The organism is Mesorhizobium helmanticense, from assembly GCF_003034915.1.
Classification (GTDB): Bacteria; Pseudomonadota; Alphaproteobacteria; order Rhizobiales; family Rhizobiaceae; genus Mesorhizobium; species Mesorhizobium helmanticense.
In genome coordinates, this window is the sequence record NZ_PZJX01000038.1 from 74,017 (window position 1) to 91,354 (window position 17,338).

Sequence of the window (17,338 nt, forward strand, 5' to 3'; positions counted from 1 at the left end):
GCCATGAGGGCCGTCGATGTCGTGCTATGAAATCATCGATGCAAGGTTCGGCGACCTGATCGATCCTGTCGCCTTCCTCGAGACCATCCACACGGGGAATCGCTGGGCGGAGGGGCCGGTCTATTTCGCCGATCTGCGGTCGCTGGTCTGGAGCGACATTCCCAATGACCGCATGTTGCGCTGGGATGAAGAGACGGGTGCTGTTTCGCTGTTTCGCGGCAACATCGCCAATCCGAACGGCAACACGCGCGACCGGGAAGGGCGTCTCGTCACCTGCATGCAGGGCGAACGCCGGGTGGTACGCACCGAATGGGACGGCTCGATCACGGTGCTGGCCGATGCCTTCGACGGCAAGCGGCTGAACTCGCCGAACGACGTCGTGGTGAAGTCGGACGGCAGCATCTGGTTCACCGATCCGAACTACGGGATCATCTCGGACTATGTCGGCCGCAGGAACCCTCAGGAGCAGCCGGGCTGCCGCGTCTACCGGGTCGAGCCGCTCTCGGGAAAGATCACGGTCGTCGCCGATGATTTCTCCATGCCGAACGGGCTCGCTTTCTCGGTCGACGAAAAACAGCTCTATATTTCGGACTCCGGATTTCTCACCGACCGCAGTGCGCCCCACCACGTCAGGTTGTTTGACGTGGAGGGCGAAAAACTGATAAATTCCCGTGTGTTCGCCGAGATTTCTCCGGGTATTCCGGATGGCTTCCGCATTGACGTCATGGGCAATCTCTGGATCAGCGCATGGGACGGCGTCCAGTGTCATACACGGGATGGCGAACTGATCGGAAAGATCCAGGTGCCTGAAATGGTGGCGAATGTGGTCTTCGGCGGGCCGCGCAACAACCGGCTGTTCATCACGGCGACGACGTCGGTCTACGCAGTCTTCCTGAATGTTCGAGGCCTTAAATATCCATTCGGGAAGTGAATAGATATCACGGAAAATCCTGGAAGCTCTGCCGCAGCGGATGGCCAGATGGGTGAGAGTTGGACACGAAGCAGCTACAGGTTTTTATTGCCGTTGGCTCGGCAGGGAGCTTCTCGAAGGCAGCACTTGACCTGAATGTGACCCAGCCGATGGTTACGCGCCATATTCGCGGGCTGGAGGAGGAACTCGGCGTCGAGCTTTTCTACCGGAACGGTCGCGGGGTGGTGCTGACCGAGGCCGGTGTGCTTTTGAAGGCGCATGCCGACGAGATCGTCGAGCGGCTGCGGCTGGCGCAGAACGCGGTGTCCAACCTCAAATCCTCGCCAAAGGGCCGGCTGGTGCTGGGCGTGCCGCCCTCGGTCGGCACGGTGCTGACGGTGCCTCTGGTCAAGAAGATCAAGAACGAATTCCCCAATGTCGTGCTGCAGGTGATCGAAGGTTTCAGCGGCCACATACTGGAATGGCTGATCGCCGGCCGCATCGATGCCGCCGTGCTCTACAATTCGCCGAACCATCCGTCTGTCCTTACCGAGCCGCTTGCCGATGACGAGCTTTTTCTGATCGGACCGGCGTCGCGCGAACGCGTGCTGCCGCCGGGGTCGGTCGGCCTCAACGTCTTTGCCGAACTGCCGATGATCCTGCCGAGCCGGCCGCATGGGCTCAGGCGCCTGCTCGACAACATCCTTGCCGAGCACGGCGTCTACCCGCGCGTCGAGATGGAGCTTGAAGCGATGCCTTCGACATTGCTGCTGGTCGAGGAGGGCACGGGCTATACGGTCCTGCCCTATGCCTCGGTCCATCTGCTGGTCGAGGCAGGACGCATCGAGGTCTGGCCGTTCGATCCGCCGATTACCCGCAAGCTCATTCTCGCGACCTCCTCGCAACGACCGATGTCGTCGACCTTCCGTCCGCTGTTCCGAACGGTTCGCACGGAGCTGAGGGACATCATGTCGACCCATATCTGGAAGCCGCCGCCTCATCTGGACTGACTGTGCGATGGCTGCAGGGTGCTACGCCCTGGGCGCCGTCATCCCGCGTCATGCCGCTCGGCAAAATCCTTCAGTATGGCGCGCTGGCCTTTCAGGATCCTGGTTTCGGCCTCGGGCAAGCTGAACCATCCCACCTTGTCGACCTCGGGGAACTCCCGCATCGAGCCGGACCTTGGTGGCCATTCCATCAGGAAAGTGTTGCTCCTCGCGGCCGCTGCATCGACATCGGCTTCCACGCACCATGCCAGAACGATCTTGCCTCCCGGCTGCTTGTAGCGGCCGAGAGGCTGGAAGTGTCCGTCGACGCGCACGCCCAGTTCCTCCTCGGTCTCACGTCGGGCTGCCCCTAACTCGTCTTCGTGCGCCTCGACGAGGCCCTTCGGGATCGACCACGCGGCTTCGTCCTTCCTTGCCCAGAATGGCCCGCCAGGGTGCACCAGCAGAACCTGAAGCAGGCCCGCGCTGCGGCGATAGATCAACAGTCCGGCGCTTGTGACAGGCATCCGGCGGTCCCTCCTGGTGCCCGCAGCTTATTCTCGATCCAGCGGTGATATCGGCCTAATCCGTTGGGGCAGTGGCGGGGGCCGTGTAGCGGCGGCGCACCGCATCAAGAACGAGCTGGCGGCTCTCCTGCGCCGACAATGTCTTGTCCTTTTCCGCGGCCGCGGTTTCACGGGCCAGCTCCTTGTCCCTGATCTGATGGCGGAACCATTCGGAATAATCGCCGTTGCGCAGATGGTGCTCCCAGGTCTTGTCGTCGATACCTTCCGCCATCTGCGCGAAGATCATCAGATTGTGCGCCCTCAGATTCATCGTATTTTCCGGACCCTTGAAATAGAAACTGCCGGCCTCGTCGAGCTTGCCTTCCGCATATTTGCGGCTGTGCCGTTTGAGCGACTGGCGCGGCTCGATCGCTTTAATCGTCGCAGGTTTCTTGTTCCCCTGCGGCCGCCAGAAAAGCACGCGCTCGCCCTTTGGCGATGACATCTGCTTTGGCGCTTCCCTTCCGGTTTCCTGGCAGAACGTCTTGATGACGCTCTTTGCCTTGGGACCGAGCGCGATGACGGCCGTCACCAGGCGCAAGGCGTCCGTCGAGATCGCTTCCGGATGCACCGTGATCAGGATCGTGCCGGGCAATTCCAATGACAGAACCGCACGGGTGTCGTCGCGCCGCTTGGGCAGAAGGTGGTGCGCCTCATCGATGACCAGAAAATGCGGTCGTGCCGTGCGGTAACGGAAATTGCCCAGGCCGGGCAGCAGGTCGGCAAAGAAATCGGGGCGCTCGTTGACCCTCAGGGACAGTCCGTTGACGACAACATTGGTATCGGGTTTTTCGATCAGGTCGAGCAGCTGCTCCTTTGTCGGCGCACTCTCGCCATCGCCCAGCCGCACGGCACCTTGCAGGCCATCATAGTCACCCTCCGGGTCGAAGATGCAGAACTGGAACGCGTTTTCGATGAATCGTTCCGTCAGCGCGGTGGCCAGGGTGGATTTGCCGATGCCCGAGCTTCCGGCGATCAGAACGGTATCGGTCGGCGACAGATATGTCTCCTTTCCGCCCGCAGTACCAAGCAGGATGCCATCGCGGGACTTCCGCACAAGCTCGCGATCATGCTTGATCAGCTTGTCGATCAGTTCCTCGACGCCCTTGCCCCGGGCACCGCGCGTGACGAGGTCGGCTGTGTCCTTTACCGCCGGCAGCGCGTTGTCGACGGCGACGCTGCAGCCGCAGGCCCGCAGAAAGGCATGGTCGTTTTCGGCATCGCCAACGCCGACCACGTTGCGCGGCGAGAGGCGAAGATCCTGAAGTGCGGCGGCCAGCCCCGCCGCTTTGTTGATGCCGCTAGGCAGGATCATCACCGCGCCCTTGTTGAAGATGATCTCCAGCTCCAGTCCCAGGTTCTTGATGACATCGAGCACCGTCGCCTGGTGAGGCTCCCAGGTCGCGACGATCGAGCGCCCGACCGAAAGCGGCTTCACGCCACGCTTCTTCAGCTTGGCGACGAGATCGGGCGAGGGCGCTGGCGAAATGGTGCGCTCTTCCTCGCTGGCAGGGGTGTAGATCAAGGCGCCATTTTCTGCGACCACCTTGTCGAAGATGCCAAGATCGGGAAAAACCTGCTTAAGGTCGGGCAATTCGCGTCCGGTAACCAGGATAAGCTTGCGCCCCGTCTTCTTCAGCCGTTCGAGCGCCGAGAGCGTCTTCTTCGAAACGACGCCGTCATGCGCCAGCGTGCCGTCATAGTCCGTCGCCAAGGCTATGAAATACATATTCGGAGGCCTTTCATGTCCGGAGTGCGCGTAATCACGCTGTCCAGCGGGTGCGTTGGAACAACGCATCTCCGGCGAAAAGGTTTACGCGATGCGTCATTCCTTCGGCGACGCGGCTGCTGGCGGAACCCGCTCGCCCATTCGTCGTTGTGGTTAGCTACGGATAGAAGCAGTTCTTCCACCCAGAATGTCAGGTGAAAGCATGGTTGATAAAGCCACAACGACCGGGAAAAGCAAAAGCGTCGACAAGGATGCTCTCCATCTTGCCGAGACGACCGACGTGTCGCCCAGGCAGGCAAAGGAGTTGCTCGAAAAGCACGGCGGCGACCGCCAGAAGGCAGCGAAGGAAGCGAAGAATTTCAAGGCCGAGGGGTGATTGACCTGGCCGATTCGGGCAAGCCGGAACGCCCCGCATGCTCTAACAAGAGCGGCATTCACCTGGCCGGAAGAACAGGCCCTTCAACTGGGGAATTCCTCGTCAAGAAGCCGAAGGCCTTCCTCGTATTTTGATGTCGAGGCGCCGATCTGTCGCGCCTGCCAGATATTGTCGGCGAGATCGGCGCGCTTGACCGGGAGCGCCAGGGGATTGGCTGCCGCTCTGCGCACGAAAGTGAACTCATCTTCGTCGGGCCGGCGGGTCATGGCATCGACCGCCGCGACAATGGACGGCCCAAAGCCGGCCGCCTCCAATCGATCGCGGTTCCATCCCTTACCTTTCTCAAGAACGTCGTGAAGGTAGGCGATAGCCTTGCCGTCAAGCGTATCCACGGCATCGACGACACGACGGCAATGCTCGATATACGGCTCTCCGGTCTTGTCTGTCTGCCCGGCATGAGCCTGTTCGGCAATCTTTGCCGCGCGGTAAAGTACGCTCATGGTGTCAATCCTCGCCTTGTCTGACGGAAACCAGCAATTCGCCCCCCGGTTCCATTCGACGACCCAGCGCTGCAATAGCAATTCGCGATGACTATTCAGCTCCAGACCGTCGGGGAACGAGGTGTCTTGCTCTGCGTTTGGTGGCAAACGTTCGCAGGTTGAACTCATGTGCAACGAGACTGATGCCGACCGACCGCGCCAGACCCATGGCGGCTGCGAAATGACGCAACGATTGTCGATATCCTGATGTCGGCGCCGGGGCTGGCATATGGCCCTTTGGGCGACAACTGCGTGCACCTTTGCGTCGACATGCAACGCTTGTTCGCGGAACCTTCGCCGTGGGCGACGCCCTGGATAACGCGTGTGCTGCCGCTTATTGAGAGCCTTGTCGAACGACGCGCCGCCCAGACCGTGTTCACCCGCTTCCTGCCCGCACAAAGGCCAGGCCAGGGTGTGGGGACGTGGAAGCGTTACTATGAACGCTGGGCATCGATGACCCAGGACGTGCTCGACCCCGAGATGATCGACCTGCTGCCTTCGCTGGCCCGGCACTGTCCTCCCGCTGTCGTCATCGACAAGCACATCTATTCGCCATGGTTCGAAGGCGGGCTCAGGCGCCTTCTCTTGCAATGGCAGGTCGATACTTTGGTGATCACCGGCGGCGAGACCGACGTGTGCGTGCTGGCCACCGTGCTTGGGGCCATCGATTTCGGCTACCGCGTGGTGCTCGTCACGGACGCGCTCTGCAGCTCATCGGATGCCACGCATGATGCGTTGTTGACGGTCTATCATCAACGGTTTGCGCAGCAGGTGGAAACGGTTGAGATGGAGACGGTCCTGTCAGGCTGGACGTAACTCAACAGCCGGCTTTCCTGCCGGTATGGTCACTGCGGTGCGCCGGGATAGTTCCCGGCCTTCAGCGCGTCAAGGTTGCCCCGCTGCCCCTTCAGGGTTGGAGTGGATCGCGCCTAATCGCCGCCAGCTCCGTGGGACACTTCGGAATCGGGGAGAATTCCAAAGTCCTGCGACTTGGCGCCTTGCGCTGCCATCAAAAATCCTTCCGCCGCAAGACCGCGACGCAACAGCTCCCTGACCGCCGCAGACCTGCTTGGCATGCGCTTTTCAAAACGCCAGTTCTCAACGGCGGCGAGTTCCTCGGCCGTCAGCATGATCTGCAATCGTTCGGGTCGCTCCAAGTCTGCCATGACAGCCCTCCAGCCACATCAAACAAGACGAGTTAGTAAGTGCCTCGATAGGAGTAGAGTTAGTATTCGTCTCAAAATACGTCAAGAGGGAATGTGAAGTGATTGGCGTCTAAGGCAAACGATGAGCGACAGACGTGGGTTGCGCAATCGACAAACTATGCTAACTTATTGATTTTATACGAAAATATATGAATTTTTTCTTGTCAAATGCGCGCTTGTGATGCATGCTGAATTACGAGGGAACAACTCCTGGAAGGAGGTTTTCCATGCGTTACGAATATTCGGCTCAGCTGCGCGAGGATTTGAATGCCCAGGTTCTGGCCGCGCTGCAAGCGCAAGGCATCATCAACGTCGCTGTAGTCGCGGAGGAAGTGCGTCGGCGCAATCTTGCCGAAAATATCGCCCTTGAAGATATCGAGCATCTCGTCATGCAGACGGCTCAATTCTACGGGGCACCCATGGAATTCGACGGCTTGACCGTCGTCATGGAGACGACCGGGTCACTGTCCGATGTCGGTCTACTGCAAGGGAACGGCAGTCTCGAAGAGGAGGCCGCTCAACTCGATCCTCACCAGATGCACCTGCAGTAGGAGATGCTCGCGCGACGGATTCAAGAAAGCGGCTGACCGGATCGCGTTTTTAGTATTCGTGCCTCGCGCAGCAATGAGTTGCGGTCGGTACCGATCATAGCGATCAGGTCGACTGCCTGATCAACGGTGATGCCGGTCTCCGCAGCCAAAGCGCTTGCCAGCGAAGTCTTTTCGCGCATTTTCCGGGCATGATCTTGGGTATCGTCGTCCATCGCCGTTCTCCTCTGATAGGCAGGAACCGCCAGCGGGGCGAGTGGTTCCTTGATCAGGAGCGGCTGAACGCAAACAGTCCTGCGTCCGTATCGTCGCCTCCATCAATCGCCGACGCAACGATCTCCGAAGCAATCTGCGAGAAGGTGATGCCGTTGCCGCCATAGCCCATCACGGCATGAACGCGCGGATGACCAGGCAGGGCGCCGATATAAGGCAGCCCCGATGTCGTGGTGCCGAAGGAGCCGGCCCAGGCAAATTCGGGGTTGACGTCGAGGTTCGGAAAAAGGCTGGCCAGTTTTGCCGCCAGCCGTTCGGCCTTGTCGGCAATCAACCCATCGCGATGCGCCTCGTCGGTGAACTCCTCGTCCTCGCCGCCGCAGATGACGCGGCCGTCGGCGGTTGCCCTGATATAGAGGTAGGGGTTCGATGCCTCCCAGATCAGAGCTGCGTCCGTCCAAATCGCTTTTGGTTGCCGCCCCGTGGCGATCGCCCAGGTCGAAACTATGCGGTGCCTGGTCGCCGGGATGAGATCGGTCAGTTCGTAACCCGTCGCCAACACCAGATGCTGCGCCGTGATGACCGGCCCAAGGCTGGTGCCAACGGTAACCTGGCCACGGCCATGTTCGATGGTGGTCGCCTCGACCGGCGCATAGAAACGCGCCTTGCGCGTCAATGATTTGAGCAGCAGACCCGCGGTGAGCTTGCGCGGGTCTAGCGCAAGATTGCCGTGGCTGAGAACGGCGCCGGCGCGATGGATGCCGAACCTGTCCGCGAGGGCCAGGCTGGTCAGGTAGGATGCGGCGATTCCAGCCTGTCGGCGGGCCTCTGCCTCGGCCTGCAATTCGGTCGGATCGAGCAGATTGCCGGCAAGATAAAGCGAAGGCAAACTGGTTAGGCTGCAATCGATGCCGAGCTCGGCAATCCGTCCGCTCAGGTTAAGCACTGCCAGGCGAGAGCGCCGCCATGCCTGCTCGGCATCGGCCTTTCCTTTGATCGCCGAAAGTTTCGTCAGGGGTTGGTCAATCTCGAACTGCACCAAGGCCGTCGTCGCCGAGGTCGATCCCTGCAACGGCCCGCGCCGGTCAATGCAGATCACCGAATGGCCGGCGCGCGTCAGCGCCTCGGCCGCCATGGCGCCGCTGATGCCCATGCCGACGACCAGCACGTCGGTCTTTACATCCCGCGTCAGTTTTCCCGCTGGCACCGATGGCGCGCGATAGGAGAACCAGACGGGCCGTCCGCCCCTCAGGTCGAGTTTGCGCTTCACCAACGCCTCCGGTTTTCAGCAAAAGCCCGCCGCTTCCCTGCGAAGCGGCGGGTAACCCAGTCGCTGCTGGCAGGCTAGATTCGCCCGAGGACGACCAGAATGATGACGACGAGCAACACGAGCCCCAGACCACCGCCGCCGTAGTAGCCGGTTCCGTAAAAAGGCCCGCCACCCAAGCCGGAAAAACCGCCCAGCAGGGCAAGTATCAGAATGATGATGAGAATGGTTCCAAGGCCCATATTTTCCTCTCCTTCATGCGGCCGCGCCACGTATGTTGCGCGGATTCCTCAACCTGAACTCGCAAGCAGCCTTCCTGTTCCCCGGATGGAGAGCGCCGCCGCGCCGCGCAGTTGACAGAAACGGCCGCGGCCTTGTTGACGTTCCGCCATTGCTGACGGCGGTCGTCAGCGCCTACGATGCGCGGCAGGCCTTCGATCTGGCTGCCGACAAGAGCCGACGCATGAGGGTTTAACTGCAATTTTGACCGCCTGACGGTGGCCGCCATTTTTGGGAAAGACACTTTGACAGACCTATCGGACCTGTTCGGCCTTGCCGGCAAAACCGCCTTCATTTCGGGATCGAGCCGGGGCATCGGCCTGGCGCTTGCAAAAGCCCTCGGCAGGGCGGGCGCCGCCGTCATCATCAATGGGCGCGATGAAGGTCAGGTTCAGAAAGCCGTGGGATCGCTGAGAGCGTCGGGAATCGAGGCGATCGGTTCCACTTTCGACGTCACCGTGGCTGAGGATGTCGCGCGCGAAATCGGCAGGCTTGAAGCGGAATTCAAGCCGATCGACATCCTCGTCAACAATGCCGGCATGCAGCACCGGGCGCCCTTCGCCGACTTCCCGGCCGAGATGTTCGACAAATTGATGCGGACAAATCTCAACAGCGCGTTCTACCTCACCCAACCGATCGTCCGGTCGATGATGGGCCGCAAACAGGGTTCCATCATCAATATCTGCTCGGTGCAGAGCGAACTCGGGCGCCCCTCGATCGTGCCATACACCGCATCGAAGGGCGCAATGAAAATGCTGACCAAGGGCCTTGCGGCGGAACTTGGCCCCCATGGCATCCGGGTCAATGGTTTGGCGCCCGGCTATTTCCGGACGGATCTGAACGAGGCGCTGGTGAAAGATGCCGAATTCTCGCGCTGGCTGGTCGGCCGGACGCCGTTGGCCAGATGGGGCGAGGTCGATGAACTGGGCGGCGCGGCGATCTTCCTGGCTTCCAATGCGTCGAGTTTCGTGACCGGCCAGATTGTCTATGTCGATGGCGGAATGACCAGTTCCGTGTGAGTTCCGGCGCGCAGGTCTGTCGGACAGGAGTTCGGCCTGGCGAACTCGCTTGACGGCACTCGCGGCGAGCGGCATGTCTACTTGTTCACTCAAAGAGACAAGCGATCTTCCATGGACGATCAATACATCATTGGACTGGATGTCGGAACGTCGGTGACGAAGGCCGCGCTCTTCGACCGGGCCGGCCGCGAATTGGCGGCGACCTCGCGGCGCACAGCCGTCCTCTCACCGCATGCCGGCTGGTACGAGATGGAACCGGACGAGCTTTTCGACGCCGCTTGCACTGCCTGCCGCGAGTTGATGGCAGCGACCAAGGTTCCGCCAACTGCGGTCGCCGCGCTCGCCATTTCGGGCGTCATGATCGGCGGCTGGCTGGTGAGCGCGGACCAGCAGGTCGTGCGGCCGGGAATCCTGTGGAACGACGGCAGGGCACAGGAACTGGTCGACCGGCTGAGCGCCGCGAATCCGTCCCTGATGCCGCAGCTTTTCGACAGTTCGGGGCAAGTCATGCAGCTTGGATGCACCTTGCCGGTCCTGGCCTGGCTTGCTGAAAATGAGCCGCTGTCAGTAGCGCGGGCTTCGGTGATCCTGACGGCCAAGGATTTCATCCGCATGAGGCTGACCGGCACTATCGCCACCGACGAGACCGACGCTGCAATCGCCCCGGGAAGTGCCGCGCGGCGTGCCTTCAATCCCGAGCTCCTCCAACTCTTCGGCATCGAGCGTCACGCGCACCTCCTGCCGCCGGTGCGGCGTTCGAGCGAGCGCGCCGGCGTTCTCAGCGTGGAGGCTGCCCTTGCCACCGGGCTCGCGCCCGGAACGCCCGTCGCGATCGGCGCCGGCGACCTGCCGGCCTGCGTGCTGGGCGCCGGTGCGGCGGAGCCCGGCATCGCCTGCTCGGTCGTTGGAACGACCTGTCTCAACGGGGTGGTTTCCGATGCTCCGGTGTTCAGCCCTCGCGACATGGGCATACTCTTCACCATTCCCGGCGACCTCTGGATCAAGACGATGGTCAATGTCGCCGGGACGACAAATCTGGACTGGAGCCTGAGCGCACTGTGTCCGGACTTGCTGGGGCGGGCCGATGCCTATGAGCAACTGGCTTCGCAGGCGGCCGGCAGCCCGGCCGGTGCCGGGGGAGTGTGCTATGTGCCGTATCTCAGCCATATCGGCATCATCGCGCCGCGCCTCGAGGCCGGCGCTCGCGCCGGCTTTGTCGGCCTCAATCCCGGCCACGGGCGAGGGGATTTGATCCGCGCTGTCTATGAAGGACTCGCCTATGCGATCCGCGATTGCTACGACCGCATCGAACAGCCGATCTCGGCGATCCGCCTCGTCGGCGGTGCGGCGCGCAGTCCCTTTTGGACGCAGATGATCGCCGATGTGACCGGCGTACCGGTGGAAGTGCCCAGAGGAAGCGAGTTCGGCGCCAAGGGCGCGGCGCTGCTGGCCGCGGTGGCGATCGGCTGGTACGGCGACATCAGGCAGGCCTGCCGCGAGACCTTCAGCCTGTCGCGGCGGCATGATCCCGATCCTGCGCTGCGCGCCGCCTATGAGGAGGGGTATCGACGCTATCAGGTCGCTTGCGAGGCGATGCTGGATCGTGTTGCGCCGGTTTATCGGTGATAGGGCATCGGATCCCGATCACTGGACAGTCCTGTGCTAAAACAAATAGATAAGGCGGAAAGCTCAACTGGCGAAGTTGCCGAAACCCACCCGGTAGTTCCAGGGCTCTCCGGCAGGCTGCGCCGCACCCGGCCAATCGGCGCCGACCTGGGAAATAGAGATCTCCAGCGCGACCGGCACGAGAGAAATGGTCGACAGTTCGATCGGCGCGCCCGACTGATCGAAGGCGCGGCGTTCGGCGATGTAGATGGCTGCCGGCTCGCCGAGCTCCAGGAGCCGGGCCGTCTGCGCGTCGGCGATTGCCGGCCGGTAGCGGTCTTCCGCATGGACGATGGTGCGGCCGAAGCCCTGGCGCAGCGCCTCGTAGAGACCTTGGGCGAGGTGAGAGAGTTCGAGACCCCTAAGCCGTTCCAGATTGAGCAGCGTGTCGGCGACCGCGACCGGCTTGCGATCGGCAAGTACCAAACGTGTGTGACGGTAGACCGAAGCACCCTCGGCAAGGGCGAAAAACGCCCTGGCGGCTGGCGAGGCCGGCTCAGGCGCACTGGCAAGAATGCGGTAGTCGGCCGCCAGCCCTTGTGCCCGCACGCCGTCGGTGATCGATGTGATCGCCCGATAGTGCCTGGCGACGCCGCTTTTGTTGATGAAGGTGCCGGTGCCCTGGTGGCGCCGCAGCAGGCCCTCGCGCACGAGGATGTCGATCGCCTGCTGGATCGTGCGGCGGCTCACCTCCCATTCCTCGACGAGCTTCAATTCGCCGTCGAGGCGATCCTCGTAATAGCCCGACAGGATGCGCGCACGCAGGCTTTCGGCCACCTGGATGTAAATCGGGCGATGATCGCGCACCGCGCTGGCGTCGGCTTTCAAGGTGATGTTTCCCCAATCGATCGGGATCCTGATTGCCGAGAATAGAGGTCCGCGACCAGTTCAGCCATCCGGTTAATGACGGCGTCGAGGATTATCCTGCCTTTTTCGCCGGTGGCGGCGGTGGCGTCGCCGAGCACCGGGCTTGCCGAGAATTCGCTCCAGCGATAGGCCACCTCGCCGAAATCGGCAGGAAAATCGGGATAATTGACGATCGCCTCGTCCATCCGCACCAGTTCCGGCGCCAGGTGCAGCATGTAGGAGGTCTCGATCTCGCAGGCATGCATGTAGGAGGGATGCGCCGCCGGCCTTTCTCGGACGGTTTTGGTGGGCTCGGCGGCACCGGGATAGTTGAAGATGGCGACGGTCACGCCCTTGTCCTTGAGCTGCCGCTGCGCCTCGCGCAGCGCCGTCACGTTGCCGTAATGCGCGTTGATCACGGCAAGGCTCGACAGTCCTTTTTCCAGCATGGACAGGCCGATTTCCGAGACCGTGCGCGACACCGTTTCATTGGAGATTGAAAACGAGCCGGGCGCGTCCGAAAGCGACCAGACCTGGCCGAACGGCAAGAGCGGCAACAGCATCACCGGCGTCGCGCCGGCGATGCGCTCGACGAGGGTGGCCGCCAGCCGGCGCGCCAGATAATTGTCGGTGCCCGCCGGCAGATGGTCGCCATGCGCCTCGACCGCGCCGATGGGCAACAGCAGCACGGGCTTCTTCAAAAGCAGCGCGCGCGCTTGCGCATCGTTGAGGCGTTCCAGTTCGGCGTGTTCGAGGTACAAATCGGGCCTCAGGTTCTGAAGGCGAAAGCCCGCTTGGGATTTTCGACCATGAAGGTGTGGATGAGCGCCTTGCCGTCGAAGCCGGCCTCGCCAGCCTCCTCGACGAAACGTGGCACCCAGCTTTCGAGGATATAGCCGAGGCCGAGCCCGCCCTCGCCATAGTTGCGATACATGGTGCGGCGGGCGATGTCGCCGCCGATCATCACCTGCTTCTCGTAACCGCGTTTGACCAGCTTGAGGATGCAGTCGATGAGCACGCTCTCGGGGTGGTATTTGATGCGGGAAATGCCGTCGAAGCACATGTAGACACCGGTCTCGGCTGCCTTGGCGTGCACCCATGGATCGGGATTGCGGTCGACATGGGCGATGGTGAGGCGGCTCGGGTCGACGCCCTCCGCCTTGACGATGGCCAGTTGCTCCAGGATCAGCGTGCCAAGCTCGGTGTGCGAATGGATCGGGGCATTGGTTTCTTTATGCGCGTCAAGCGTGGCGCGCAGCACCTTGTCCTCGGCATCGCTGATGGTGTTGTAGCCGGTGCCGAATTTCACCACGCCGCCGCGGATATCGGTGCCGTCGAGGCCGGCGGTGATTTCGCTGGCGATGTGGTCGCGGATCTCGGCGCGGCTGTGGGCGTCGATCCACATCTGGAACGTCATGTTCTGGCCCTGCATCTGTCCGGGCCACATCACCGCCTTGTTGAAACCGGCGGTGGCGATGATCTTGATGCCGGTGCGCTCGGAGATGATCTTCAGCGCCACGGGATCGCGTCCGTAGTCGATGGCGGTGGCGTCGTAGACAGCCTGGCCGCCGGCCTTGACGAAGAGCTCGACGTCCTTGATCGAGGCCTCGACGTCGTCGATCATGAAGTCATCGATCTTCTTCTCCTTCCACAGCGGCGGGATGCAGAAGAGATGATCGTGCGCATAGGTCACGCCGAGCTGGTCGGGATCGATGTCGCCGGTCAGGGTGCGGATGAAGCTCATTGGGATCGCTCCTGTTTGAGGTTCGCAAGCGCGAGCGCCAGGATGATGATGAGACCCTGGACGATGAATTTGGCGGCGGGCGGCAAGGCCAGCACATAGAGCAGGCTCTGGACGAAGAACAGGATCAGCGCGCCGGCCATGGCGCCGAGCGGCAGGAAGACGCCGCCGGCGAACAGCGCGCCGCCGATGACCGCTGCCGCGATCGAATCCAGGGTGAAGTTGTTGCCGACGCCGATGCTGGCCATGCCGGTGATTGCCGACAGCAAGATGCCGCCGATCGAGGCCAGCACACTGCACAGCACGAAAGACAATATGATCAGTCCATCCGAAGGAATGCCGCTGTGCCGGGCAGCGACCACATTGGCGCCCGACAGGATCATCTTGCGGCCGAGCATGGTGAAATGGACGAGCAGCAGCAGCGCGACCAGCAACACCAGCCAGATGAGGGCGGAGTAGGGAGCGACGCCGAAGAGCCAGCCCTCGGTGATGACCCGGAAAGCGGGCGGCACCGCGCCGCGCGGCGAGCCATTGGTGAAGAATACTACCAGCCCGGCGATGATCAGCGAACTGGCGAGCGTCGCCAGAAACGCCGGGATGCGAAGCTTGGTCGACATGATGCCGTTGGCGAGGCCGACGAGCGTGCCGGCGGCAAGGGTCGCCGCCACAGCCGGTACCAGATTGGCCATGTCGCTGTTGAAGATCGAGCACAGGACGATGTTGGCCATCGAGGCGGTTGCTCCGACCGAAAGGTCGAGCCGGCCCATCATCAGCACCAGTGCCTGTCCCGCGACAACGACGCCGAGTGGTGCTGCCTGCCGGATGTTGTCGAGCAGCAGGATGGACGAGAAGCCGCGCGTCGAGATGAAGAATGCGGCAAGCAGCAGCAGCAACAACGCCATGGCGCGCAGGCTGGCGCCGGCCGGCCGGAGGCGGTCCAGATAGGTTGCGGCCGTCATGCCGGGCTCCGCGATCTGCCGCGCATGAAAAGCATCAGCGCCGCCACGAAGATCAGCCCCTTGGCGATCTGCTGCAGATTGGTGTTGAGCTCCAGAAGGTTGAAGGCATTGCCGATCAGCACCAGCGCGATGGCCCCGGCAAGGACGCCGAAGACACTGCCGCGTCCGCCTTGCAACGCCACACCACCCAGCACCGCCGCCGCGATGGCATCGAGCGTGAAGGAATCGCCGATGAGCGGGTCGCCGGAGAGGATCTTGATGCCCACCGCGAGACCGGCGACGGCGGCGAGCCCGCCCGAAATCAGGAACACCGAGAGATCGATACCAGGCACGTTGACGCCGTTGGCGAAGGCGGCACGGCCGTCGGAGCCCAGCGCATAGATCGACCGCCCGAAGCGGGTGAAGCCGAAGATCGCGAAGGTGGCGGCGAATGCAACCGCGATCAAAAGCAGCGGCCAGCCGAAGAATTGATCCTGGCCGTAGAAGGCATCATAAAAACTGTAGTCGACTTCGCCGCCCGGCGAGGGAAGCAGCAGCAGGGCGATGCCTTTCACCACCGCCGATGTCGCGAGCGTCATGATCAGCGGATTGATGCGCAGCAGGATGACGCCGGCGGCGTTGAAGGCGCCGCAGGCAAGTCCCGCCAGGATGACCAGCGGGATGCTGAGCCAACCGAGTTGCGCCGAGGTGACGCCGAGGATCGCGGTCGAAAGGCTGATGACCGAGCCGACCGACAAATCGATGCGGCCGGCAAACAGCACCACCGCCTCACCAAGGGCTGCGATGGCGAGCGGGAGCACGCGGTTGACGAGATTGCCGAGATTGCCGGCGGACATGAAGTCGCCCGACCAGGTGGTGGCGATCGCGCCGATCGCCACGGCCAGCAGCAGCGCCGGCAGGCCGAGCATCAGATTGGGGCAGACCGATCCTCTAGGCTGCATGGTTCAATACGCCCTCCGGACCGGCGGCGAGCCGCATGATTGCTTCCTCCGAAAATTCCGGCCGGGCCAGCGTGCCTGTCACGGCGCCTTCGAACAGCACGTGGATGCGGTCGCTGAGGCCGATCAGCTCAAGCATGTCGGCGCTGATCAGCACCACGGCAACGCCCGCCGCGGTGAGATCGCCGATCAGCCGGTAGATTTCGGTCTTGGCGCCGACATCGACGCCCTTGGTCGGTTCGTAGAGCACCAGCACTTTCGGCGTTTCGGCGAGCCAGCGGGCAAACACCACTTTCTGCTGGTTGCCGCCCGAGAGCTGCCGGACCGGCTGGTCGATGCCGGTCGAGCGGATGGCGAAGCGCTGGCGGGCCGTTTCGGCGAAGCGCCGCTCGAGCGCATGGGCGAGCCAGCCCCAGCTGCTGCGCCGCGACAGGGCAAAAAGGCTGACATTCATGCGGATCGGCAGGTCGAGCGCGAGGCCCTCATGCTTGCGGTCGTCGGGAATGGAGGCGATGCCCGCGGCAATGCCTCTTGCCACACTGGTCAGCCTGATCGGCGCGCCGTCGATAGCGATCTCGCCGCCATGGAACGGCGTGATGCCCGACAGCGCCCGCGCCAGCGGCCGCTGGCCCTGGCCCTCGAGCCCGGCGAAACCGACGACCTCTCCGGCGCGCAGCGAGAAGCTGAGCGGCTTCAGCCCGGCAGCCGCGGCATTGGCCACGGACAAACGCACCGGCGCGACCGCAAGGTCGGCGGGCCGGGCGGGAAAAATATCGGCCAGCGTGCGGCCAACCATGGCGCGGATCAGGTCGTCGCGACTGAAGGCGCCGCGCTCGGCGTCCAGCGTCAGCGCGCCATCCTTGAGCACGACCGCGCGGTCGGCTGCTTCCATTACTTCGTCGAGCCGGTGCGAAATGAAAATCACCGCGCTGCCTTGCGCCTTGAGCCGCGCCATGGCGGCCAGTACCAGTTCGGTCTCGTGCGAGGAGAGCGAGGCCGTCGGCTCATCAAGGATCAGCAGGCGCGGTTTCAGCCGTATTGCCTTGGCAATCTCGACCATCTGCCGCTCCGCGGCGCTGAGTTCGCTGCCCATGCGAGTGGACTTCAGGGCAAAGCCCATCTCTGCAAATTGCGCATCCGCCGCCTCGTGCAGGCGTTTTTGCCGGATGAACCCCAGACCATTGCGCGGCTCGTCGCCGAAGAACAGGTTCTCACCGACCGACAGGTCCGGCAGGATCGAAGTCTCCTGCAGGGCCAAGGCCACTCCCGCCCGGCGCGCGGCCTTGGGCGAGGCGGGGCGGAAAGCGGCGCCGTCGAGCGCCATCGCGCCGCCGTCGGCGGGAAAACTGCCGGCGCAAATGTGCATCAGGGTCGATTTTCCCGCCCCATTCTCGCCGACGAGCGAAACGATCTCGCCGGCGCGAACGGAGAAGGACACGTCCCGCAGCACCTTGTTGGCGCCGAAGGCTTTCGACACCTGTGCCACTGCCAGCCGCGGGAACTCGGCCGGCATTGGCTTCAGTGCTGGGGAGACGATCTCGATCATCGACTA

At 62.8% G+C, this 17,338-nt stretch carries 20 protein-coding genes; 7 read left to right on the forward strand and 13 right to left on the reverse strand.

The features are described 5' to 3' along the window. Nucleotides 1-16 precede the first annotated feature (16 nt). Nucleotides 17-931, forward strand: a complete 915-nt coding sequence (locus tag C9427_RS20140) for an SMP-30/gluconolactonase/LRE family protein (RefSeq protein ID WP_107650854.1) — start codon at nt 17-19, stop codon at nt 929-931. A gap of 59 nt (nt 932-990) precedes the next feature. After that, entirely contained in the window at nt 991-1,920 is a 930-nt protein-coding gene (locus tag C9427_RS20145) for a LysR family transcriptional regulator (RefSeq protein ID WP_107650855.1), read from the forward strand. Between the two features lie 38 nt (nt 1,921-1,958). Here the strand turns inward: C9427_RS20145 and C9427_RS20150 are convergent, their stop codons facing one another. After that, nucleotides 1,959-2,423 carry an NUDIX hydrolase gene (locus C9427_RS20150; protein WP_107650856.1) on the reverse strand — a complete coding sequence of 155 codons (465 nt, stop codon included), beginning with the start codon at nt 2,421-2,423 and terminating at the stop codon, nt 1,959-1,961. A 55-nt stretch (nt 2,424-2,478) separates the two neighbouring features. After that, nucleotides 2,479-4,191 carry an HAD family hydrolase gene (locus C9427_RS20155; protein WP_107650857.1) on the reverse strand — a complete coding sequence of 571 codons (1,713 nt, stop codon included), beginning with the start codon at nt 4,189-4,191 and terminating at the stop codon, nt 2,479-2,481. Between the two features lie 202 nt (nt 4,192-4,393). Here C9427_RS20155 and C9427_RS34140 point away from each other — a divergent pair, with 202 nt between their 5' ends. Then, nucleotides 4,394-4,567: a hypothetical protein gene (locus C9427_RS34140; RefSeq protein ID WP_167434410.1), complete on the forward strand. Its 174-nt coding sequence runs from the start codon at nt 4,394-4,396 to the stop codon at nt 4,565-4,567. An 83-nt stretch (nt 4,568-4,650) separates the two neighbouring features. Here C9427_RS34140 and C9427_RS20160 read toward each other — a convergent pair whose 3' ends face one another. Continuing rightward, a complete protein-coding gene (locus C9427_RS20160; protein ID WP_107650858.1) occupies nt 4,651-5,067 on the reverse strand; it encodes an HD domain-containing protein in 417 nt (138 codons plus the stop codon). A 246-nt stretch (nt 5,068-5,313) separates the two neighbouring features. Between C9427_RS20160 and C9427_RS20165 the strand changes: the two genes are divergently transcribed. Next, on the forward strand, nt 5,314-5,922 hold the full coding sequence (locus C9427_RS20165) for a cysteine hydrolase family protein (RefSeq protein ID WP_107650859.1): 609 nt from the start codon (nt 5,314-5,316) through the stop codon (nt 5,920-5,922). A 113-nt stretch (nt 5,923-6,035) separates the two neighbouring features. Here the strand turns inward: C9427_RS20165 and C9427_RS20170 are convergent, their stop codons facing one another. Further along, nucleotides 6,036-6,272, reverse strand: coding sequence for a hypothetical protein (locus tag C9427_RS20170; protein ID WP_107650860.1), 237 nt, complete (start codon nt 6,270-6,272; stop codon nt 6,036-6,038). 266 nt (nt 6,273-6,538) lie between these two features. Here C9427_RS20170 and C9427_RS20175 point away from each other — a divergent pair, with 266 nt between their 5' ends. Beyond that, entirely contained in the window at nt 6,539-6,862 is a 324-nt protein-coding gene (locus C9427_RS20175) for a hypothetical protein (RefSeq protein ID WP_107650861.1), read from the forward strand. Between the two features lie 20 nt (nt 6,863-6,882). On the opposite strand, the gene C9427_RS20180 is transcribed toward C9427_RS20175, so the two are convergent. From C9427_RS20180 to C9427_RS20190, 3 genes are all read right to left on the reverse strand, one after another. Next, nucleotides 6,883-7,074, reverse strand: a complete 192-nt coding sequence (locus C9427_RS20180) for a hypothetical protein (RefSeq protein ID WP_107650862.1) — start codon at nt 7,072-7,074, stop codon at nt 6,883-6,885. 53 nt (nt 7,075-7,127) lie between these two features. Further along, complete coding sequence (locus C9427_RS20185) at nt 7,128-8,342, reverse strand: NAD(P)/FAD-dependent oxidoreductase (RefSeq protein ID WP_107650938.1); 1,215 nt, start codon at nt 8,340-8,342, stop codon at nt 7,128-7,130. 74 nt (nt 8,343-8,416) lie between these two features. Continuing rightward, nucleotides 8,417-8,581, reverse strand: coding sequence for a DUF3309 family protein (locus C9427_RS20190; protein WP_006337089.1), 165 nt, complete (start codon nt 8,579-8,581; stop codon nt 8,417-8,419). Nucleotides 8,582-8,863: 282 nt separating this feature from the next. Between C9427_RS20190 and C9427_RS20200 the strand changes: the two genes are divergently transcribed. Together C9427_RS20200 and C9427_RS20205 are read left to right on the forward strand one after the other, a co-directional pair. Next, nucleotides 8,864-9,637 carry a glucose 1-dehydrogenase gene (locus C9427_RS20200; protein WP_107650864.1) on the forward strand — a complete coding sequence of 258 codons (774 nt, stop codon included), beginning with the start codon at nt 8,864-8,866 and terminating at the stop codon, nt 9,635-9,637. Between the two features lie 111 nt (nt 9,638-9,748). Beyond that, the gene (locus C9427_RS20205; protein WP_107650865.1) at nt 9,749-11,263 is read left to right on the forward strand and encodes an FGGY-family carbohydrate kinase; all 1,515 of its coding nucleotides are present in this window, start codon (nt 9,749-9,751) and stop codon (nt 11,261-11,263) included. A gap of 63 nt (nt 11,264-11,326) precedes the next feature. Here the strand turns inward: C9427_RS20205 and C9427_RS20210 are convergent, their stop codons facing one another. The 6 genes from C9427_RS20210 to C9427_RS20235 are packed head-to-tail and all read right to left on the reverse strand — an operon-like array spanning nt 11,327 to nt 17,332. Continuing rightward, nucleotides 11,327-12,130 carry a GntR family transcriptional regulator gene (locus tag C9427_RS20210; RefSeq protein ID WP_107650866.1) on the reverse strand — a complete coding sequence of 268 codons (804 nt, stop codon included), beginning with the start codon at nt 12,128-12,130 and terminating at the stop codon, nt 11,327-11,329. Further along, nucleotides 12,127-12,909: a creatininase family protein gene (locus tag C9427_RS20215; protein WP_208636388.1), complete on the reverse strand. Its 783-nt coding sequence runs from the start codon at nt 12,907-12,909 to the stop codon at nt 12,127-12,129. Before C9427_RS20215 ends, C9427_RS20210 begins: the two co-directional genes overlap by 4 nt. 8 nt (nt 12,910-12,917) lie before the next feature. Continuing rightward, the gene (locus C9427_RS20220; RefSeq protein ID WP_107650867.1) at nt 12,918-13,892 is read right to left on the reverse strand and encodes a phosphotriesterase family protein; all 975 of its coding nucleotides are present in this window, start codon (nt 13,890-13,892) and stop codon (nt 12,918-12,920) included. Continuing rightward, a complete protein-coding gene (locus C9427_RS20225) occupies nt 13,889-14,848 on the reverse strand; it encodes an ABC transporter permease (RefSeq protein WP_107650868.1) in 960 nt (319 codons plus the stop codon). Before C9427_RS20225 ends, C9427_RS20220 begins: the two co-directional genes overlap by 4 nt. Next, nucleotides 14,845-15,789: an ABC transporter permease gene (locus C9427_RS20230; RefSeq protein ID WP_107650869.1), complete on the reverse strand. Its 945-nt coding sequence runs from the start codon at nt 15,787-15,789 to the stop codon at nt 14,845-14,847. Before C9427_RS20230 ends, C9427_RS20225 begins: the two co-directional genes overlap by 4 nt. Further along, nucleotides 15,779-17,332 (reverse strand): sugar ABC transporter ATP-binding protein, encoded by a 1,554-nt coding sequence (locus C9427_RS20235; protein WP_107650870.1) that lies wholly within the window; start codon nt 17,330-17,332, stop codon nt 15,779-15,781. The genes C9427_RS20230 and C9427_RS20235 overlap by 11 nt, the downstream gene beginning before the upstream one ends. Nucleotides 17,333-17,338: the final 6 nt, after the last annotated feature.